This window comes from Methylobacterium litchii (assembly GCF_038442315.1).
In the GTDB taxonomy this organism is placed as follows: Bacteria; Pseudomonadota; Alphaproteobacteria; order Rhizobiales; family Beijerinckiaceae; genus Methylobacterium; species Methylobacterium litchii.
This window is the reverse complement of record NZ_JBBXMY010000005.1, coordinates 26,274-46,691: the sequence shown is the minus strand read 5'-3', so window position 1 is coordinate 46,691 and position 20,418 is coordinate 26,274. Positions and strand designations below refer to the sequence as shown.

The following is a 20,418-nucleotide window of genomic DNA, read 5'->3' as shown; positions in this document are numbered from 1 at the left end:
CACAGGCTCACGCCGGGCGGTGCCGAAGGCCCTTCAGGGCGTTCCAGGTCGGCGCGAGGACGAAGCTCGTCAGCGGGATCATCAGGAGGCCCACGACCATCCCGATCACCCCCGACACCGCCGCCGTGACCAGCCACTCGACGAAGCCCTTGGCGACGGGGACGAACGAGGCCGCGCCCTGGGCGGCCTCATGGGCGACATGGGCGGGCGCGGCGATGCCATAGCCCTCCAGCCCGTGCATCAGGATTCCGCCGCCGACCCAGATCATCGCCGCCGTCCCGATGACCGAGAGGATCTGGAGCAGGATCGGCATGCCCCGGACCACGCCGCGCCCCAGCCCCCGGATCAGGCTCCCCAGCGGCGGCCTCGCCGTGCTGCGGGCGAGGGCGAGGCCCGCATCGTCGGCCTTCACGATCAGCGCGACCACGCCGTAGACGCCCACGGTGATCCCGATGGCGACGAGGGCCAGCACCGCCGCCCGCATCCAGAAACTGCCCTCCGGCAGGGCGGCCAGGGTGATCGCCATGATCTCGGCCGAGAGGATGAAATCGGTCTTGATCGCGCTCGCCACGCGGCGGTCCTCCCGCGCCTGATCGCCCCCGGCGCCGCCCTGGTCCTCGTCCTCGCCGGCCGGGCCGTGATGGGTAAAGACGGCCTCGACCACCTTCTCGGCCCCCTCGTAACAGAGGTAGGCGCCGCCCAGCATCAGCAGCGGCGTGATCGACCACGGGGCGAAGGCGCTGAGCGCGAGGGCGCCCGGCAGGAGGATCAGGAGCTTGTTGCGCATCGACCCGAGGGCGATCTTGCCGACGATCGACAACTCGCGCTCGGCCGCGAACCCGACGACGTAGCGCGGCGTGACGGCGGCATCGTCGATGACGACGCCCGCCGCCTTGGTTCCGGCGCGGGCGGCCTGCCCTGCGACGTCATCCAGGGATGCCGCCGCCGTCCTGACCATGAAAGCCACGTCGTCCAGCAGCGCAATCAATCCGACGCTCACACGGTGTCTCCTCGTCGGGGTGAGATCCCCCCTACAGACGAACCTCGGCGCGGTTTGATCCGTCGAACGACGAAGCCGCCAGGAACTGGGTTTCCCACGGGTTGTTACCGGGGACGAAATGGCCGCCGCCGCGGCCCGCAGGTAAGGAGCCCCCATGGCAGAGGCCGTCGCCGACTTCTTCTGGAAGCGCCTTGCCGAATGGGGCGTGACCAAGATCTTCGGGTATCCCGGCGACGGCATCAACGGGCTTCTCGGCTCTCTCCAGCGCAATGATCTGCCCTTCGAGTTCATCCAGGTCCGCCACGAGGAGATGGCGGCCTTCATGGCGAGCGCCTATTCCAAGTTCACGGGGGAGGTCGGCGTGTGCCTCGCCACCTCCGGCCCCGGCGCGACCCATCTGCTGACGGGCATGTACGACGCCTATTCCGACCATGTGCCGATGCTCGTCATCGCCGGTCAGCAGGCGCGCAACGTCCACGGCGCCCATTACCAGCAGGAACTCGACCTCACGAGCGTGTTCAAGGACGTGACGGCCTACGTGCAGCAGGCCTCCTCCCCCGCGCAGGTCCGGCACATCGTCGACCGCGCCATGCGCATCGCCAAGGGCGAGCGGAAGGTGACGGCGATCATCCTGCCGAACGACCTGCAGGACGTCCCCTACGAGCCGCCCGTGCGCAAGCACGGCAACACCTTCTCGGGCGTCGGCTACACCGCGCCGAAGGTCGTGCCCTTCGAGGCCGACCTGCGCCGGGCCGCCGACGTCCTGAACGCCGGCAAGAAGGTCGCGATCCTCGTGGGCGCGGGGGCGCTCCACGCCACCGACGAGGTGATCGCGGTGGCCGACCGGCTCCAGGCCGGCGTGGCGAAGGCCCTGCTCGGCAAGGCGGCCTTGCCCGACGACCTGCCCTTCGTGACCGGTACGATCGGGCTCCTCGGCTCCAAGCCCTCCTCCGACATGATGGCCGGCTGCGACACCCTGCTGATGATCGGCTCCGGCTTCCCCTGGGCCGAGTTCCTGCCCGAGGAGGGGCAGGCGCGGGGTGTGCAGATCGACATCGCCCCGGCGATGCTGTCGCTCCGCTACCCGATGGAGGTGCCGCTCTGCGGCGACTCGGTCGAGACGCTGAACGCCCTGCTCCCCCTGCTGGAGCAGAAGAAGGAGGGCGGCTCCTGGCGCAGGGGCATTGAGAAGAGCGTCGCCGCGTGGTGGAAGGAGGCGGAGGACCGGGCCATGGCCAAGGCCAACCCGGTGAACCCGCAGCGCGTGACCTGGGAGCTCTCCCCGCGCATGCCCGAGCGGGTGATCGTGACCTCGGATTCCGGCTCCTGCGTCAACTGGTATGCCCGCGACCTGAAGATGCGCCGGGGCCAGATGTGCTCGCTCTCCGGGGGGCTCGCCTCCATGGGCGCGGCGGTGCCCTACGCCATCGCGGCGAAGGTGGCCCATCCCGACCGGCCGGTGATCGCGCTCGTCGGTGACGGGGCCATGCAGATGAACAACATGGCCGAACTGATCACGGTGGCGAAGTACCGGCACCGCTGGTCGAACCAGACCTTCGTCTGCTGCGTGTTCAACAACGAGGATTTGAATCAGGTCACGTGGGAGCAGCGCGTGATGGAGGGCAACCCGAAATTCGAGGCGAGCCAGACCATCCCGAACGTGCCCTACCACAAGTTCGCGGAGCTGATCGGCCTGAAGGGGATCTACGTCGATGACCCGTCCCAGGTCGGCGCCGCCTGGGACGAAGCGCTGGCGAGCCCCGTGCCGGTGGTGCTGGAGGTGAAGACCGACCCCGAGGTGCCGCCCCTGCCGCCCTTCTTCACCCTGGACCAAGTGAAGAGCTTCATGTCGATGCTCGGCAAGGGCGATCCGAAGGAGCGCCACCTGCTCGTGGACACCGCCCGGCAGATGCTGAGCGCGGTCCTGCCCGGCGACCGGAAATAGGTTCGCGCCGGCGCCGGCGCCGGCCCGGACTCAGGCCGCCGGGGCCGCCAGCGCGAGCCGGATGCCGAGCACCCGGTGCAGGATGCGGCCGAGCTGTTCGGCCGAATAGGGCTTGTGCAGCAGGGCGAAGCCATGATCGCTCTCCTGTGCGAGGATGTGGCTGTAGCCCGAGGTGAGGATCACCGGCAGGTGAGGCAGGCGCCCCTGCAACTCCCGGGCGAGGGCGACCCCGCCCATGCCCGGCATCACGACGTCCGAGAACACCAGATCGAACCCGTTCCCGTCGTCGCCGAGCCTTTCCAGGGCCTCCTCTGCGTTGCCGGCCCAGGTCGGCCGGTAGCCCAGGTCCTCCAGGATCTGCGTCGCGAACTGGCCGACCCCGACATTGTCCTCCACGACGAGGATGCTCTGTCCGCAGCCGAGGGGGGCCAGCCCCTCCTCCCGCTCGCGCTCGCCCGCGAGCCCCCGCCCCCACCCGGCCTTCACCTGGGCCTGATGCTCGGGTTGGTCGGCCAGGAGGTCGAGCATGTTGTCGCCGACCTTCGGCCGCACGCCGTAGATGCGCGCGAACTCGTCGGCATTCGCTCGGTTGATGGCCAGGATGGTGTAGGTCAGATCGACCGCCATCACCATGATGTCGGTCCGTTCGACGATCGTGGCGAACAGGTTGCGCTCGGCGGTGCGCTCGGAGACCTGCTGTTCCAGGGTTTCGTTGAGGTGCTGGAGCCGGCGCTCGCTCTCGGCCAGCCGCTGCTCGGCCTCCCGGCGCTCGCTGAGATCCACGGTGACGATCAGCAGGTTCCTGAAACGGCCCTGCGCGTCGTCCATCCGCCGGATGCTGCTGCTCGCCCAGACCGGCGTGCCGTCGGGGCGGCGGTAGATCTTGTCGAGGCCGGCGCCATACCCGGTCTCGACGGCCTGCGCCAGCGTCGCCGCGCTCTGCGGGACCGAGAGGGGATCGGTCACGTCGGCGACGCCGAGTTGCAGCAATTCCTCCGCCGGGCGACCGAGGATGCGGCACAGTTCGGTGTTGACCCGCAGGAAGCGGCCCTCGGCATCGACCTCCGACAGGCCGACGGAGGCGCCCGCGAAGATCGCCGCCAGATGCTCCTCGCTCTCGCGCAGGGCGACCTCGGCGCGGGCGCGCTCGATCGCGGTCTTGACGCGCTCGCCCACCTCCCGGATCAGCGACCCCTCCTCCGGGGTCCAGGCGCGCGGGACCGCGCTCTGCACCGCCAGCAGGCCGACCCATTCCTCGCCCCGGAACAGCACGACGTCGACGAAGGCCCCGACCTCGCGCGAGCCCAGGCCCGCGCGCGCCTCGGGATTGAACCGGGGGTCCGAGGGCACGTCCTCGACGGCGACGACCCCGCCGTCGCGATAGGCGGTCAGGAGGTCGGGCCCGAAGGCCGCCAGCGAGTGCTTGCCGATGATGGTGCCGACGCCGTCGATGTACTCGCGCTCGACCGTCATCAGGCTGCCGGCGATCTCGGCGTAGAAGACGCGGCTCGCGCCGACCCGCGCGCCGAGACGATGGGAGGCCATCTCGACGATCTCGGCCGGCGTGCTCAGGGGCCGGAGCGCATCGCTGAGGGCGAGGAGGAAGGATTGCCGTTCCTCGGTCTCGCGGCGGCGGCTTTCGCCGAGCGCGTGGCCGGCGCCCTCGGTACAGGTGCCGTACAATCCGTCCACGCCCCCGGCCGCATTGCGGACGGGCACGCAGGACAGGCAGGCCCAGGGGCCGCGCGGGCCGTCCGCGTGGACGGCACGGCCGGCCCAGGCCTCGGCCAGGAGGGGTTCCAGATCCGGCGCGACCGCGTGCCGGACCTCGCGGTAATCGCGGCCGAGGGCGGCCGGATGCGCTGCCCCGATGAGCCGGGCATAGGCGTCGTTGTAGAGGAGCCGTCGCTCTGGCCCCCAGAGGATGAAGGTCGGCTGGTGCGCGCCGAGCATGACGCCCACGAGTGTCGCGAGGCTCGCCGGCCAGGTCGCGGGATCGCCGAGGGGGGACTTGGCCCAATCGAGCTCCCGCAGGGCCAGCCCCGTCGCGCCACCGTCCATCAGGCAGACCGGGATGCACATCGTCGCGTTCGGTCTCTCGTGCATCGGGACCCGCCGGGCCGCTCGGGATCGCGCCCGCCGATTCGAAGCGTGGCACGGTCGCAGTAAAGGAAGGCCCCTTCGAGGCAGACCGGGGAGCCCACCCTCCGGCGCGCTACCTCAACGAGCGGTCTCACGAGTGGCCGAGCTTGTCAAAGCCGCCGCTCCGTCGCCGCCACCCGCCTGGACTTGTCTATGCCACCGACGGTTGATCTCGCGCGCCGGGCAGCTAGCTGAGGTGGGAACCACAGGAGGAGAATGCCCGTGTTCAGCCACGTGATGGTCGGTACCAACGACATGGCCCGGTCGAAGGCCTTCTACGATGCCCTGTTCGCCGCCATGGGCGGCAAGCCGGGCCAGGAGGATCCCCTGGGCCGCGTGCTCTACTTCCATCGCGGGGCGCTGTTCATGATCAGCAAGCCCATCGACGGGGAGCCGGCCACCGTGAGCAACGGCGGGACCATCGGCTTCGGCGTGGCCTCGCCGGAGGAGGCCGATGCGTGGCACCGGGCCGGGACCGAGAACGGCGGAACCGCCGTCGAGGACCCGCCGGGCGAGCGCAACGGCTCCGCCGGGCGGCTCTACCTCGCCTATCTCCGCGATCCGGATGGCAACAAGCTCTGCGCCCTCCACCGCCTCGGCTGAGCGGACAGGGAAGGTCGCGCGCCGGCCCTATCGGGCGGCGGGCGGCTCGGCGGCGGCGACCGGGATCGGCGTCGCCGCGAAGGGGGTGGAGGTCTGCGTCCGGGGCGTCTTCTCGTAGAAGACGTTGCCCCCGGCCGCCGCCACGTAATGCATGTTCTTGTAGGGGAAGTGATAGCCGGCGGTGTGGAAGAACATCGCCTTCCCGACCTTGGGATGCCGCTCGCCGGCCAGGACCGCATCGGCCACCTCGGCGATCTTGTCGAGGTCCTTCTCCTGCATCGGCTTCGTGAGCACGCCGCTGGCGAACTGGCCGGGCTGGCCCACCACCGCGCAGATGCCGCCCGGAAACATCGCGGCTTCCATCCGGTTCATCACGACCGTGCCCACGGCGAGCAGGCCCTCGGCGTCGTTCCGCTTCGATTCGAAATACATGGCCCGCCCGAGGCAATCGCGCTCCTCGTCGGTGACCTGAAGGGCGGTTCTCTGGATGGCGAGCCCGCCCGTGGCGGTGGGATTCACGGAGTTGCAGGCGCTCAACCCGGCGCCCAGGAGCAGGATTCCGATCCGCGCTGTCGAAGAGATCGCCTCGGCACGTTGCATGCGGCTTCGCTGTCCTCTGCCAGGGAGGCTCCGCTCCCGGGTTGCTCGATGGGGCCTCAACGTCTCGTCTACGGTCGAGCTTAACCGCCACTTCTGGGCGATGATGTGGCGAAGGTTCGTGGCGTCCGGCCTCGCTGAACGAACCGAAATCCGCCATCCCGGCGGCTTGTCCCCAATTTCCCTGCTTGCAAATCGCTCTCGCGAGCCGCAGAACATTCGCGCCTTCTGTCTGAGTAAGATCATGACGAATAGCGAATGTATTGGGGTGCGTCCGGACGAAAGACATGGGAATATTCGAAAATCTGGTTCTATTTAGGCGCGGTGATCTGGAATTATCCCTAGTCCGAGCGAGCGCGCTCTTCGACGAAGAGTTCTATCTCAGCCGATATGGGCTTCGTGCAGGTCTCGACGGGGTCAGGCATTTCTGCAAGCGGGGATGGAAACACGGTTACGATCCATCCCGCTTTTTCAGTTCGATTTTCTACCTCACCAAATACCCCGATGTCCAAAGATCGGGGCTGAACCCCCTTGTCCATTACCTGAAATTTGGCGCGCGGGAACGAAGGGTTCCGAGCCCGGCCTTCGACGTCGATGCCTTCTGCGAGGCGCATCGGGACAGGATGACACCCGATGCCAATCCCGCCGAGCTCTGCATCGCGTGGTACGGCAGCTACGGGTGGGCGGAGCGGGTGGGATCGCCTTCGAACGTCGGCCCCGAGGTGGCGGCACTCTTCCGCAAGCATTTCGATGAAGCGTTCTACCGTTCCATGAATCCCGATGTCGCGGGATCGGGAATGAGGCCGTACGAACACTTCATCGCCCACGGACAACACGAGGATCGCGATCCCGCGCCCGGTTTCGACATCTACGAATACAAGCGCGAGATCATGAGGAGCCGCCCGCCCTACACCAATCCTCTCGTGCATCGCGTCCGGATCGCCGACCGAATGGGCGCCCCCGGCTACGGGGCGAACGGGATCGTGCTGGATCCCGTATTCACCCTGCCGGAGGAGGACATGGCGGGCCTCACGCTCGCCGTCCACGCGCATTGCTACTACCCCGAACTGATCGGGGAGCTGCTGCCGCGCTTGCGCTCGCTGCCGCCCATGGCGGTGGCCGTCATCACGGTCGTCTCCGAAGCCGACCGGGTGTTCGTCGAGAACGTCTGCCGGCGGGACTGGCGGAACGGGCGGTATGAGGTCCGCGTGGTCCCGAACCGGGGGCGCGACCTCGGCCCGCTCCTCGTCGGGTGCCGGGACCTGTGGTTCGATTACGACATCCTGCTCCACGTCCACACGAAGCGCAGTCCGCATGTCGCCTGGGGCGACGATTGGCGCCGCTACCTGTTCGACCAGACGATGGGATCGCCCGCCCTCGTCACGACGATCCTGCGGGCCTTCGCGGACGCCCCCGATCTCGGATGCCTGTTCCCGCGAAACTTCCACATGATCCGGCGCTTCACGGCGGAGGAGGCCAATGCCGACAGGATCGATGCGGCGTTGCGCCAGCTCGGCCATGACGGCTTCCCCTGGCGGGGCGGCGATTACCCGGCCGGCGCGATGGCGTGGTACCGCACGGCGCCGCTGCGGCCCCTCGTCGAGGCCTATGGCACCTTCGAACGCTTCGAGGACGAGCGCGGCCAGCTCGACGCGACCTTCGCCCACGTCCTCGAACGACTATTGCCGATCATGGTCCGCGCGTCGGGAAGCCGGGTCGTCAGCTACATCACGCCCCGCCGGGCGCAGCCGGCGCCCTTGGCCGGGCTTCCTTTGCGGGAGGATTCCGCTGCCACCGTGCCGGCGCGATGGCAGCGCGACACCCCACGCATCGCCCGCCGCCCGCTCCAGCCCCTTGCCCCCCTCGCCCGGATCCACAACGCGCGGGCCCTCGACATCCACTGGATCATCCCCTCCTTCGGCCGTGGCGCGGGCGGACACATGACGATCTTCCGCATGGTCGAGCGCCTGGAGGAGTTCGGGCACCATCAGACGATCTGGATCCAGAACGCCGTCACCTTCCGCGACCAGGCCGCCGCCAGGACGGCGATCCGGGACTGGTACAGACCCATCGGCGAGAAGGTCCATGTCCGCTTCCTGCCGGAGGACGTGCGCGAACTGGCGGGCGATCGCCTGATCGTCACCGATTGCTGGACCGCCTTCCCCGCCGCCGAGGCGCGGAACTTCAAGGAGCGGTTCTATTTCGTGCAGGATTACGAGCCGAGCTTCCATCCGATGGGAGAGCTGCAACTCCTGGCGGAATCGACCTACGATTTCGGCTTCCCCACCCTCTGCGCCGGACGGTGGCTGACCGACCTGATGAGCGCGCGCGGCCTCTGGGCCCGAAACTGGGACCTCTGTGCCGACCACGAGGTCTATTATCCGGGGCCGGCGCGGAACGTGCCGCAGAAGGTCCTGCGCATCGCGTTCTATGCCAGGGGCTACACGCCGCGCCGTGCGGTCGGCCTCGGGCTCGCCGCGCTGGAGGACCTGCACCGGCGGGGCGTCGCCTTCCACGCCGACCTGTTCGGCGAGGCCGACCTCGCCGTCCCGTACGACTTCCCCCATACGCAGCACGGCATCCTGAGCCCGGAGGCGCTAGGCGACCTGTACCGGGACAGCGACATCGGGCTCGTCTTCTCGGCGACAAACTATTCGCTGATCCCGCTGGAGATGATGGCCTGCGACCTGCCGGTGGTGGAGATCGACGCGCCGAGCACCCGCGCGATCTTCCGCGACGGCGAGGTGAGCCTCGCCAAGCCCCTGCCCCACGCCATCGCCGACGCGATCGAGGCGCTGATGGCCGATCCGCAGCGCCGGGAGCGGCAGCGGCGGAAGGGCCGCGACTTCGTGGCGATCACGTCCTGGGCGCGGAGCGCGCGGATGGTCGAGGCCGCCCTGTTCGAGCGGCTGGGGGAGCGCGGCTTCAGGTCCGTCGAGCCGGAGCGGTGCCTCGCGCCGAGCGTCCATCGCGGGCGCCGGGTGTCGGTGTTCATCCCGACCTTCGACGCAGGCCCCGAATTCGCGCGCGTCCTCGATGCCGTCCTCGGCCAGCGCTGCGCCTTCCCCTACGACCTGCTCGTCATCGACAGCGGCTCGACGGACGGCACCCCCGATCTCGTCCGCCGCCGCCGGGACCCCCGCCTGCGGCTGGAGACGATCCCGAACGCGGAGTTCCAGCATGGGCGGACGCGCAACCGCGGCATCGAACTGACGGACGGGACCTTCGTCGCGATCCTCACGCAGGATGCCCTGCCCCGGAACGATCTGTGGCTTGCCTACCTGATCTCGGGCTTCGACCGCGGGTCGCGGGTGGCCGGCGTGATCGGCCGGCACGAGGCCTATCCCGAGCACGACGCCTTCACCCGCCGCGACCTGACCGAGATGTTCGACGCCCTCGCCCTGCTGCCGCCGGTCATCGACCGCGAGACCGGCCTGCCGAGCTTCTTTCATCCCGGCGGCAGCCTGTGGCGCCGGGTGCGGCAGTTCTATTCCGACAACAACTCCGCCATGGCGCGGGCCGCCTGGGCGGTCCTGCCCTATCCCGAGATCCTGTGGGGCGAGGATCAGGTCTGGGCCGACGAGATGCTGCGGGCGGGCTTTCAGAAGGCCTACGTGAACGAGGCCGTCGTCTTCCACTCACACCCGATCGCATGGACCCGGCACGCCGCCACCGCGCGGACCGAGGGCGCGTTCTGGGGGCGGCATTTCGGCATGGATCTCCATCCCGAGCCCAAGGCCGCCATCGCCGCGATGGATGCGCGCGACGAGGATTTCGCCTTCCGCCACGCTCTCGCCGCGCGGGACCTCGCGGCGCGCAAGCGGCACAACCGCGCCACCGTCGAGGGGCGCGCGGCCGGCTACGCGGAGTCCCTGCGCCTGCATTAGGCCCCTCGGTCCGCCTTACCCGGAGAGGTCTTGGAGCCCTGCTTCTCGCGCTGGCCCTCTTCCGCGATCCGTGTGTCGCCGGTGAGCTTGCCGATGGCCTCCTTCACCGAACCCTTGAGATGGTTTGCGGACGGCTTGTCCTTGTCTTCGGCCATGGGCGACGCGTCCTGTGCGAGGCAACCCTGTTCGACAGGGAGATGTGCCAACACAATGCGCCTTCAATGGTGAGATTGTACCGGTGATGGCGTGCCGAATGCGGGGCCGGTCAGGCGGTCGCGGGCGCGTCGAGGAGCGAGGCATCCTCGGAGAGGACCCGGTCGCGCAGGCTGCGGGGGCCGAGGGTCAAGGCGAAGATGTCGAACACGCCGGCATGGTCGTTCGCCATCAGGAACTGGAAATGCATGCGGAAGGGCCGCAGGCGGATGCGCTCGTAGGTCTGCCGGTTGATGATCTCGGCGAACTTGGCCGAGCGGATGATCGGGTTGGCCATCTCGCCCTCGGACAGGCCGAGGGGCAGGTCGCGGGCCGGGTTGAAGCCGGGGAAGTTCATCCAATCCTGCGGCGCCTGAAAATCGACCCAGGTCAGCCGCCGCGAGGTCACGAGCTGCGCCACCGCCGCCCGCGTGGCGCGGGCGTCGGGCTGCAGGGCCACGATCGGCAGGCAGGAGCCGAGGGTCAGGAGCGAGAGGACCGGGCCGCCGGCCTCCCCGAGGGTCGGGTCTTCGCCGAGGAGGCGGACGGCGAGTTCGACGGCGGTCAGGCCGCCGGTCGAGTGGCCGACGATCATCACCTCGTCGGCTTGGCTCTCGCGGATGCGGGCGCGCATGTGCGCGGTGAAGGCCTCCACCCGCGCGTCGTAATCCGGGCGTTTCCCGCACGCGTGCTGCCAGTGGAAGACGCAATCGTGCATCAACTGCCAGAGGAAGGCGCGGTCGAGGCGCGGCGCCAGAAACCTCAGGCCGACCAAGCTGGCGACGATCCCCGCCAGCAGGGCGAACCAGCCCGGCAGGCCGAACCCGTGGTGCAGCACCCCATGCCCGGCGAAGCTCGCCACGAGGAGCGCCATCAGCAGCAGGAGCGACCCGACGAACGGGTACACCATCACGTTCGCGCATTTCCAGCTGGTGCGGTAGAGGCCAGCCAGCGTGCCGTTGAGGGCGAAGTTCAGGGTCGCCCAGGCGTTGAGGCCGATCCCGACGACGCGCGGCTTGCCCATGTCCCGGCGGACGAGGTCGCTCCACAGGAGGAGTTCGTACTCCGTGCGGGTGCGGCCGCCCCCGGTCTCGACGACCCAGCTCTGGCGGTTGCCGTCCTCGCTCACCGTCGGGCAGCCGACCTTCGGCATCGGGACGCCGAACACTTTGGCGTAGCGGGTGATTTCCCGCAGGAACAGGGTGCGGTAGCGGCGCTCGGAATCGGGATCGTAGCCCGGCACGTAGAACAGCAGGCGCCGCGCGACGGGCCCGGTCGGCTCCCGGGAGGTCAAGGGCGGCGTGAATGCGATGGTTGTTGTCCGGACGGGCTCGCAGACCCGCTCCGGCCCGGCGCTCATCGCGTCGGTTTGCATAATTTCAGCTCTGACTTCGTGCGTGACGGACCAAAAACACGTCGTAAACCACCGTCACAAGTCGGACATTATCGGCAATTGCAGCCTAGACCGTCAATGAACGATCAGGACCGGTCGCCTCAATACGGCCGGGTGCGGCACGACGGATACAGCCCTTCACCAGCCCTGGCTACCGGGTCCGCCCTTGAACGGGCCGACGATGCGGGGGGTGATCCAGCCGCCGTAGAAGCCGCCGGGCTGGGGCGTCACGAGGTCGTCGCCGACATGGCAGGACTCCATCGGCGCCGCGTAGAAGGCGACGTGGTTGGCGATTGGCGCGAAGTCCGGGGTCGGGGTCGGGTAGGCCCAGGCCGCCTGCGGCGCCCGGCGGGTCGGGCCGACCACGTCGAAATGGATCGCCCGGCCCTTCCATTCGCAAAAGCTGCCGCTGGCGATCCGGGCGAGGCTGCCGGGGGCGATGTCCTCCGGCGGGATGTAGTAGGTCGGCGGGTGGCTCGTCTCCAGCACCCGCCAGCCGCGCGTGGTGTCGGCGATGGTCATGCCGTCGAAGACGATGCGCAGGCGCTCCGGCACGGATTCCAGCCGCGGCGGGCGCGGGTAATCCCACACGCTTTCCTGGCCGGGGCCGACGGGAAGGGGGTTCGGATAGGATGCCATGGCCATGCGGGTCCTGTGAGGAGCGCCGCAGGGCCATGTAGGGCGCCGCATCCGGAGGAGGATGCGGCGCGGGGGTCAGAGACCGCGATCGTTCCGGCGCAGGCTCGCCGGGGTGGCGAACAGGAGCAGCGCCGCCGCGACGAGGCAGAGCACGCCGATCCCGTAGAGGGCCGGGGTGGTGGAGCCGGTGAGGTCCTTCACCCAGCCGACCGCCACCGGGCTGACGATGCCGCCGAACTGGCCGAGCGTGTTGATGAGGGCGATGCCGCCCGCCGCGCCGACGCCGGTCACGAGCTTGGCCGGCAGGGTCCAGAAGGTCGGGATCGAGGCGACGATGCCGGAGCCGACCAGGGCCAGGGCGATCATCAGGGGCACGATCTGCTTGTCGAACAGGCCGGCGGCGAAGAAGCCGAGGGCCGCCGCGATGGCGAGGCCGGCGACGAATTTCGGCCGCTCGCCCGAGGCGTCGGACAGGCGCCCGACGACGACCATGCTGATCGCGCCGCAGATGTAGGGGATGGCGGTGAGGAAGCCGACCGAGGCCGCCGACCCGCCCGTGGCGGTCTTGATGAGGTCCGGCCCCCAGAAGTTCAGGCCGTAGGAGCCGATCTGCAGCAGGAAGTAGACCAGCGCGATGAGCAGGAAGCCCGGCAGCTTGATCGCGCCCCAGAGGGAATGGTCGCCGATATCGCGGTTGTGGTGGGCGATCTTCGAGGCGAGGAGATCCTTCTCCTGCTGTGTCAGCCAGCGCGCGTCGGAGATCTGGTCGTCGAGGCGCAGGAACACCAGCACGCCGAGGAGGAGGCAGGGCAGGCCGCCGGCCAGGAACAGCCATTGCCAGCCGGCGAGACCTGCCACGCCGTTGAGCCCGCCGAGGATGAGGCCCGCCACGGGGGCGCCGAAGATGCCGGAGAAGGCCGAGGCGACGAACATGAAGGAGGTGACGCGGCCGCGGAACGAGGCCGGGAACCACAGGGTGAGGTAGTAGAGGATGCCCGGCGCGAAGCCGGCCTCCATGGCGCCGATGAGGAAGCGCAGGGCGTAGAACTGCCACTCGGTGCTGATGAACACCATGAGCGCCGTGGCGATGCCCCAGGAGATCATGATGCGGGCGATCCAGCGCCGCGCCCCGACCTTGTAGAGGAACAGGTTCGAGGGCACCTCGAAGATCACGTAGCCGATCACGAACATGCTCGCGCCGAGCCCGTAGGCGACGTTGCTGAAGCCGAGATCGCTCTGGAGCTGGAACTTCGCGAAGCTGATGTTGATGCGGTCGAAGAACGCGAACATGTAGCAGATCATGATCAGCGGCATCAGCCGCCACGCGGCCTTGCGGACCACGCTGCTCTCCGTGACTTCGGCCGCGCCCGCGAGCGGGCTGGTGGTGACGGCGCTCATCTTATTTCCTCCAAGACTTCGGGCGGCATGCGCCCGCGTGCCGCCCGGCGCCGCTTCTCTGGCGGCGTCCGGTCGGGACGGGGTTTGCGGGGGGGGGGGAGGCCTCAGGCGGCCTGCGGGATCGGGTGAAGGTCGGAAGGACGCCCCGCCTTGGCGACCTGCCCCGGCACGTCGTGCCCGACGAGGCGGGGGAGATCGCGGGAGAGGGCGATCAGGGCTTCGAGGTCGAGGCCCGTCGCGATGCCCATCTCCGCCGCCATGTTGGCGAGATCCTCGGTGCAGATGTTGCCCGTGGCCCCCGGCGCGAAGGGACAGCCGCCGAGCCCGCCGAGCGCCGCATCGAACCGGCGCGCGCCGACCGTGTAGGCGGCCAGCACGTTGGCGAGGCCGAGGCCGCGCGTGTTGTGGAAGTGGAGCGTCAGGTTCGAGGCCGGCACCATGGTCAGCGCCCGCGCGACGAGGCTTTCGACCTGCCTCGGGTTGGCCATGCCGGTCGTGTCGGCGAGGGTGACGTTCTCGATGCCCAGCGCGAGGTAGCGCTCCACCTGCGCCATGACCTTGTCGGCGGGCTGGTCGCCCTCGAAGGGGCAGCCGAAGGCCGTGGCGACGGTGGCGTTGGTGGAGACGCCGGAGCCCTTCACCGCCGCCATGATCTTGCCGAAGCCCTCGATCGAGGCGGCGGGCGTCATGCCCATGTTGGCGCGGTTGTGGGTCTCGCTCACCGAGGCGACGAGGTTGATCTCGTTCACCTTGGCGGCGAGCGCCCGCTCGGCGCCCTTGGGGTTCGGCACCAGCGCCACGTAGACCGTGCCCGGCCGGCGGGTGATCCCGGCGAAGACCTCGGCGGCGTCGCGCAGCGCAGGCACGGCCTTCGGCGAGACGAAGGACGAGACCTCGATCCGCGAGAAGCCGGCGGCCGAGAGGGCGTCGATCAGGGCGATCTTGTCGGCGGTCTCCACGAAGACGGGCTCGATCTGGAACCCGTCGCGGGTGGCGACTTCCTGGATCAGCATGGCATCCCCGCTCATTGGACGGCTCCCTCGCGGCGCAGGCGCGCGATGGTCTCGGAATCGCGGCCGAGATCGGCCAGGACGTCGTCCGTGTGGGCGCCGAGCGCCGGGCCCTGCCAGCGCACCGAACCCGGCGTGCCGGAGAGCTTGGGCACGATGCCCGGCATCTTCACGGTTGTCCCGCCGGGCAGTTCCGCCTCCAGGATCATGTCGCGGGCGGCGTAATGCGGGTCGGCCACGATGTCGGCGACTGAGTAGATGCGGCCCGCCGGCACGTCGGCGGCGTCGAGGACCTCCAGGGCCTCCTCGACGCTGCGTGCCTTCGTCCAGTCGGCGATCACCCCGTCGAGCATCCCCGCCACGGCGCTCCGGCCGTCATTGCCGCGCAGGGACGGGTCCTCGGCGAGATCCGGGCGGCCGATGGCATTCATCAAGCGCCTAAAGATCGGGTCCGAATTGCCGGCGATGACGACGTAGCCGCCATCCTTCGTGGGATAGGTGTTCGAGGGCGTGATGCCCGGCAGCGCCCCGCCGGTGCGGGTGCGGACCTCGCCCAGCAGGTCGTATTCCGGGACGAGGCTTTCCATGACGTTGAACACGCTCTCCACGAGCGAGACGTCGATCACCTGACCCGCGCCGCCGCCGGTCTTGACGTGGAGCAGCGCCATGAGGGCGCCGATCACCCCGTGCAGCGAGGCGAGGGTGTCGCCGATGCTCACGCCGACGCGGGCGGGCGGGGAATCCGGGCTGCCGGTGGTGAAGCGGATGCCGCCCATCGACTCGCCGATGGCACCGAAGCCCGGCCGGTCGCGATAGGGGCCGGTCTGGCCGTAGCCGGAGATGCGGACCATCACCAGCTTCGGGTTCAGCGCTTGCAGCACGTCCCAGCCGAGGCCGAGCTTTTCCAGGCCGCCGGGGCGGAAGTTCTCGACGACCACGTCGGCGCTGCGCACGAGATCCTTCACGACCGCGAGGCCGTCCGGCGATTTCAGGTTGATCGCGATCGACTTCTTGTTGCGAGACTGCAGATACCACCAGAGCGAGGTGCCCTCGTGCATCTTGCGCCACTTGCGCAGGGGGTCGCCGTCGTTCGGCGGCTCGACCTTGATGACCTCGGCGCCGAATTCGGCGAGGATCTTGGTGGCGAACGGTGCCGCGATCAGCTGGCCGAGTTCGAGAACGCGGATTCCAGCGAGCGGACCCTGGGACTGGGCGGTTGCCGAGCTTGCCATGAGCGCTCCTCCATCATTGATTGATGGCAGAATAGTTCATCCGGCCGGGTGGGTCTAAACGTCATGCGCGAGCCTGCGTTCTCCGCACGAGAACGCTAAGGCGTCAGCCGGCCGCCCTGCGCAGGTGGTCGAACAGCAGCGCCGGGGCGGGCGTCAGGGCGCCCGGCCGGACCACGAGGAGCAGCGTGCGCTGCGCCCACGGGTCGGTGAGGGGCACGGCGGCGACGCGCATCTGCGGCCCGAGGAGGGCGTAGACCCCCTCCGGCACGACGCCGAGCCCCATCCCGGCCTGCGCCATCCGGCAGATCGCGTCGAAGCTCGGCACATGGATGCGCAGCTTCAGGGGGCGCCCGAGGCGGCGGGCCTCGTCGCGCAGGGCGGCGTAGATCGAGCTTTCCCGGTGCATCCCGACATGGTCGTGGTCGAGGGTGTCGGCGAGCGCCACGGAGTCCCGCCCGGCGAGCGGATGGCCGTCCGGGACGACGAGGACGAGGCGGTCGCTTCGGTAGGGGTAGGCGTCGAGCGAGCGGGTGTCGGTGCCGCCCGCGCAGATGCCGAGGTCGGCGGCGCCCTCCTCCACCCCGGCGACGACGCCGCTGCTCGGGCGCTCCTCCAAGTCGACGCGGATCTCGCCCTGCGCGGCGAGGAAGGCCTGAAGGTCCTCCGGCAGGAACTCGACGATGGCCGAGAGGTTCGCGAGCACCCGGACGAAGCCGCGCACGCCCCGGGCGTGCTCGGCGAGTTCGAGGCTGATCTGCTCGGCGCTCGCGAGCATCCGGCGGGTGTGGTGGAGCAGGGTCTCCCCGGCGGGGGTGGGGCGCATCCCCTTGGGCTCGCGGATCAGCAGGTCGCAGCCCAGCGCGCGTTCCAGTTCCGCGAGGCGCTTGCTGACCGCCGAGGGCGCGATGGCGGCGCGCCGGGCGGCGCCGTTCAGCGTGCCGTCCTCGCAGATCGCCACGAAGAGGCGCAGGGTCTTGAGGTCGAGGCGGTTGAGGAGGGATGGCGTCGCAAGCCCCGTCACCATGGCCCGCCCCGCCGCCTCCCGGAGCCCGGTTTATCGCGGGCGGGGTTCGCTGGCGTCAAGGCTCGGCGGAGGGAACCGGCGCGCACAACCTTGACGGTTCGTCGCCGGGGAGGGACACCACCCCCACGGGTGGGAAGCGGTGTCGGCGATGGGGATGCGTCTGGTCAGGCCTGTGTTGCCGGTGCTGGCGGCTCTCCTCGGCGCGGCCGCGCCGGCCGCCGCGCACGACGCGCAGCTGTGGTTCAACTCCACCGTCTTCGGCTCCATCGACGACTTTGCCTTCTTCGCCGAGATGCAGCCCCGCTTCGGCAACGGCATTTCGCAGCTCGATCAATTGATCCTGCGCCCGGCCGTCGGCTGGAAAGTCACCAAGGACTTCACGCTCTACCAGGGCTACGCCTACGTCCAGGATCGCGGCATGGGCCCGGTGCGGATCGAGGACCGCTCCTTCCAGGAGATCAACTGGAAGCTCGGCGAGATCAACGGCCTGAAGACCTCCTCCCGCACGCGCTTCGAGCAGCGCTGGCGTTCGGACGGCAGGGACGTCGCCTTCCGGGTGCGCGAGCAGATGCGCGTCGCCGCCCCGCTCACCGACAAGGCGGGCGGCGTGTCGGCGCTGGGCTCGGCGGAGGTGTTCGTCGCCCTCAACGATGCCGATTGGGGGCCGAGGGCCGGGTTCGACCAGCTGCGCACCTTCGCCGGGATCGAGGTGCCGATCGGCGGCCAATCCACCGTCGAGCTCGGCTACCTGAACCGGCTGATCCAGACGCCGAGCAACGGGCTCGCCACCGACCACATCCTCTCGGTCAACCTGTTCCTGCGGCCCTGACGCCTCAGCCCGGCCCGTGGGGCGGGCGCAGGATCGCGCGGTCGATGGCGCGGATGTCGCGATGGCCGCACAGCGCCATCGTCATGTCGAGCTCCTTACGGATGATCTCCAGGCAGCGCGCGACGCCCGCCTCCCCGCCCGCGCCGAGCCCGTAGAGGAACGAGCGGCCGATGAAGACGCCCTTGGCGCCGAGCGCCACGGCCTTCAGCACGTCCTGCCCCGAGCGGATGCCGCCATCCATCAGCACTTCGATGCGCGAGCCCACCGCCTCCACGATCTCGGGCAGGATCGCGATGGAGGATGGCGCGCCGTCGAGCTGCCGCCCGCCATGGTTCGAGACGACCAGCGACTCGGCCCCCGTGGCGACGGCCCGCTCGGCATCCTCCGCATCGAGGATGCCCTTGAGGATCAGCGGCCCCTTCCAGCGGTCGCGGATGCGGGCCACGTCGTCCCAGTCGAGGCGCGGGTCGAATTGCTGCGAGGTCCAGGCGGAGATCGAGCGGGTGTCGCCGACGCCCTCCACATGGCCGACGATGTTGCGGAACGTCCGCCGCTTCGTACCGAGCATCTGCAGGCACCAGCGCGGCTTGGTGAGGAGGTCGAGGACCGTGGACGGCGTCAGGCGCGGCGGCGCCGAGAGGCCGTTGCGGATATCCTTGTGGCGCTGCCCGAGGATCTGAAGGTCGAGGGTCAGGACCAGCGCCGAGCAGCGCGCCGCCGCCGCCCGGTCGATCAGCCGGTCGTTGAAGGCCCGGTCGCGCATGAAATAGAGCTGGAACCAGAACGGCGCCGAGACCGCCTCGGCCACGTCCTCGATGCTGCAGATGCTCATGGTCGAGAGGGTGAAGGGCACCCCGGCGGCCTGCGCCGCCCGCGCGGCCAGGATCTCCCCGTCCGCGTGCTGCATCCCCGTCATGCCGGTGGGCGCCAGGGCGACGGGCATCGCCACCGCCTGCCCGGCCATGGTAGTGGCGAGCGTGCGGTTCGTCATGTCCACCGCCACCCGCTGGCGGAACTGGATCGCGGCGAAGTCGTCCTCGTTCGCCCGGTAGGTGCCCTCGGTCCACGAGCCGGAATCGGCGTAATCGTAGAACATCCGCGGCACCCGCCGCTTGGCGATCCGGCGCAGATCTTCGACCGTGGTGATGGTGGGGTCCATCGGGCGTGGTCCTCCGTCTCGCGCGAGGTGTGTTGTCCTCACCCTATATCGCTAGGCGGCCGTGCGGCCAGGCGCGGCGCGGCGCCTCAGCCCCCGCGCTTCGAGGCGGCGTCGCGCTGGCGCTCCACCTCGACGCGGACGCCCCGCCCCGCGAGCAGGATCTCCGCCAGGAAGGCGCAGATGGCGGCGACGGTGAACACCAGCGCGAGGCCGAACAGGGCGAACAGCACCGAGGCCGCCGCGCCATCGCGCAGGGCGCCGACATAGAGGGTGAGGATCGAGCTCAGCACGAGCCCCGCCCCGACGCAGGCGAGCACCACCGCCGCGTCGAGGAGGATCGACCGGCGATGCAGGAAGGCGAGCCGCACGGAAATCGCCCGCGCCGCGTCCTCGTCCGCCCCCATCAACTCCCGGTCGGCCGCGTTCACCTTGTCGGAGATCCGGGCGAGCCGGGTCGAGAAGGTGTTGAGCAGCGTCGCCAGGGCCGACAGCAGGAAGGCCGGCGCCAGCGAGACCTGGATGATGTGGGCGATGTCGTCGGGCGAGTTGACGCTGAGCGCGCCGCCGAACAGGTCCATGCGCTGAAAACCCCCGGATGCGCCCGCGCGGAATGCGGGCGGCAGGGGCTTTAGCGCATCAGGGCGTCCGGGTCGTCACTCGGTCTTGACCAGCGCCTTGGCCTGCGCGGCGAGGCGCGCCTTGCGGGCCTCCCGGATCACGATCTCCGCCCGCTCGGCCTCCGTGCGGATGCCCATGCGGTCGATCAGCTCGGTCCCCGCCCTGTTCTGCACGGCCTGCAGATCGGTCTTCGGCCGCGGCCCCTTCACTTGCCCCATTCCCCACCTCGTTGCGCCAATATGGCCACGCTTGTGCGAAGGGGGATCTTGGGCGCTACCGCAGCGCGTCAACCCTGGACTGTACGACGATACACAGAACAACGCGGCCGGATGGGCGATTCCATCCGGCGCGCAGTGCGTTTCAGCAGGTTCCGGTCAGTTCAGGCTGGTCCAGCCGGTCGAGGCGACGGAGCGGTTCCAGGCATGGCCGGCGCCGTCCATCAGGTGGAGTTCCGTGGCGTCGGGATATTCCCGGCGGACCTTCTCGTAGGCCGCGTTGGCCGCGAACTGCGCCGACGATTCGTCGCCGGCCGAGATCGCGATCCGGCGAACGGGCTCGTCATCGCCATCGGCCATGATACCCAGCGTGAACTTGGCCATGGTTCCTCCCTTATATTTGTCGAGACAGTTCACCTCGCTTCACATGACGGAGTCAATGGATCTTTCGCCCACCGCCATGATGGATGTTGTATTCCGTCATTCCGCAACTGCGAAGAACGCATATCGCGCTGCAATCGACGCAATCCGGGAG

18 protein-coding genes are annotated in these 20,418 nt (G+C 69.4%); 4 read left to right on the top strand and 14 right to left on the bottom strand.

Features of this window, described 5'->3' with window-relative positions; all coding sequences use genetic code 11:
* Positions 1 to 7: 7 nt before the first annotated feature.
* A complete protein-coding gene (locus tag AAHF99_RS11275; RefSeq protein ID WP_342164394.1) occupies positions 8 to 1,000 on the bottom strand; it encodes a DUF808 domain-containing protein in 993 nt (330 codons plus the stop codon).
* Between the two features lie 154 nt (positions 1,001 to 1,154).
* Here AAHF99_RS11275 and AAHF99_RS11270 point away from each other — a divergent pair, with 154 nt between their 5' ends.
* A complete protein-coding gene (locus tag AAHF99_RS11270; RefSeq protein ID WP_342164392.1) occupies positions 1,155 to 2,945 on the top strand; it encodes a thiamine pyrophosphate-requiring protein in 1,791 nt (596 codons plus the stop codon).
* A gap of 30 nt (positions 2,946 to 2,975) precedes the next feature.
* On the opposite strand, the gene AAHF99_RS11265 is transcribed toward AAHF99_RS11270, so the two are convergent.
* Positions 2,976 to 5,051 carry a PAS domain-containing protein gene (locus AAHF99_RS11265; RefSeq protein ID WP_342164391.1) on the bottom strand — a complete coding sequence of 692 codons (2,076 nt, stop codon included), beginning with the start codon at positions 5,049 to 5,051 and terminating at the stop codon, positions 2,976 to 2,978.
* 258 nt (positions 5,052 to 5,309) lie between these two features.
* Here AAHF99_RS11265 and AAHF99_RS11260 point away from each other — a divergent pair, with 258 nt between their 5' ends.
* The gene (locus AAHF99_RS11260) at positions 5,310 to 5,690 is read left to right on the top strand and encodes a VOC family protein (protein WP_342164390.1); all 381 of its coding nucleotides are present in this window, start codon (positions 5,310 to 5,312) and stop codon (positions 5,688 to 5,690) included.
* Between the two features lie 27 nt (positions 5,691 to 5,717).
* Here the strand turns inward: AAHF99_RS11260 and AAHF99_RS11255 are convergent, their stop codons facing one another.
* Positions 5,718 to 6,290 (bottom strand): cell wall hydrolase, encoded by a 573-nt coding sequence (locus AAHF99_RS11255; RefSeq protein WP_342164389.1) that lies wholly within the window; start codon positions 6,288 to 6,290, stop codon positions 5,718 to 5,720.
* Between the two features lie 620 nt (positions 6,291 to 6,910).
* Between AAHF99_RS11255 and AAHF99_RS11250 the strand changes: the two genes are divergently transcribed.
* Entirely contained in the window at positions 6,911 to 10,174 is a 3,264-nt protein-coding gene (locus AAHF99_RS11250; RefSeq protein ID WP_342164388.1) for a rhamnosyltransferase WsaF family glycosyltransferase, read from the top strand.
* On the opposite strand, the gene AAHF99_RS11245 is transcribed toward AAHF99_RS11250, so the two are convergent.
* The 7 genes from AAHF99_RS11245 to AAHF99_RS11215 form a co-directional block, all read right to left on the bottom strand.
* Positions 10,171 to 10,329 (bottom strand): CsbD family protein, encoded by a 159-nt coding sequence (locus AAHF99_RS11245; RefSeq protein ID WP_342164386.1) that lies wholly within the window; start codon positions 10,327 to 10,329, stop codon positions 10,171 to 10,173. The genes AAHF99_RS11250 and AAHF99_RS11245 overlap by 4 nt on opposite strands.
* A gap of 110 nt (positions 10,330 to 10,439) precedes the next feature.
* On the bottom strand, positions 10,440 to 11,741 hold the full coding sequence (locus tag AAHF99_RS11240) for an alpha/beta fold hydrolase (protein WP_342164384.1): 1,302 nt from the start codon (positions 11,739 to 11,741) through the stop codon (positions 10,440 to 10,442).
* Between the two features lie 156 nt (positions 11,742 to 11,897).
* A complete protein-coding gene (locus AAHF99_RS11235; RefSeq protein ID WP_412759872.1) occupies positions 11,898 to 12,398 on the bottom strand; it encodes a DUF427 domain-containing protein in 501 nt (166 codons plus the stop codon).
* A gap of 75 nt (positions 12,399 to 12,473) precedes the next feature.
* A complete protein-coding gene (locus AAHF99_RS11230) occupies positions 12,474 to 13,796 on the bottom strand; it encodes an MFS transporter (protein ID WP_342164381.1) in 1,323 nt (440 codons plus the stop codon).
* A gap of 104 nt (positions 13,797 to 13,900) precedes the next feature.
* Positions 13,901 to 14,824: a hydroxymethylglutaryl-CoA lyase gene (locus AAHF99_RS11225; RefSeq protein WP_342164380.1), complete on the bottom strand. Its 924-nt coding sequence runs from the start codon at positions 14,822 to 14,824 to the stop codon at positions 13,901 to 13,903.
* On the bottom strand, positions 14,821 to 16,038 hold the full coding sequence (locus AAHF99_RS11220; protein WP_342164379.1) for a CaiB/BaiF CoA transferase family protein: 1,218 nt from the start codon (positions 16,036 to 16,038) through the stop codon (positions 14,821 to 14,823). Before AAHF99_RS11220 ends, AAHF99_RS11225 begins: the two co-directional genes overlap by 4 nt.
* Positions 16,039 to 16,141: 103 nt before the next feature.
* The gene (locus tag AAHF99_RS11215; protein WP_342164378.1) at positions 16,142 to 17,062 is read right to left on the bottom strand and encodes a LysR family transcriptional regulator; all 921 of its coding nucleotides are present in this window, start codon (positions 17,060 to 17,062) and stop codon (positions 16,142 to 16,144) included.
* Positions 17,063 to 17,216: 154 nt separating this feature from the next.
* Here AAHF99_RS11215 and AAHF99_RS11210 point away from each other — a divergent pair, with 154 nt between their 5' ends.
* A complete protein-coding gene (locus tag AAHF99_RS11210; RefSeq protein ID WP_342164376.1) occupies positions 17,217 to 17,891 on the top strand; it encodes a DUF2490 domain-containing protein in 675 nt (224 codons plus the stop codon).
* Between the two features lie 4 nt (positions 17,892 to 17,895).
* Here AAHF99_RS11210 and AAHF99_RS11205 read toward each other — a convergent pair whose 3' ends face one another.
* From AAHF99_RS11205 to AAHF99_RS11190, 4 genes are all read right to left on the bottom strand, one after another.
* Positions 17,896 to 19,050 (bottom strand): alpha-hydroxy acid oxidase, encoded by a 1,155-nt coding sequence (locus tag AAHF99_RS11205; RefSeq protein WP_342164375.1) that lies wholly within the window; start codon positions 19,048 to 19,050, stop codon positions 17,896 to 17,898.
* A gap of 86 nt (positions 19,051 to 19,136) precedes the next feature.
* Positions 19,137 to 19,628, bottom strand: a complete 492-nt coding sequence (locus AAHF99_RS11200; protein ID WP_342164373.1) for a DUF2721 domain-containing protein — start codon at positions 19,626 to 19,628, stop codon at positions 19,137 to 19,139.
* A gap of 75 nt (positions 19,629 to 19,703) precedes the next feature.
* The gene (locus AAHF99_RS11195) at positions 19,704 to 19,877 is read right to left on the bottom strand and encodes a hypothetical protein (RefSeq protein ID WP_342164372.1); all 174 of its coding nucleotides are present in this window, start codon (positions 19,875 to 19,877) and stop codon (positions 19,704 to 19,706) included.
* A gap of 165 nt (positions 19,878 to 20,042) precedes the next feature.
* Positions 20,043 to 20,267, bottom strand: coding sequence for a hypothetical protein (locus tag AAHF99_RS11190; RefSeq protein ID WP_243952134.1), 225 nt, complete (start codon positions 20,265 to 20,267; stop codon positions 20,043 to 20,045).
* Positions 20,268 to 20,418: the final 151 nt, after the last annotated feature.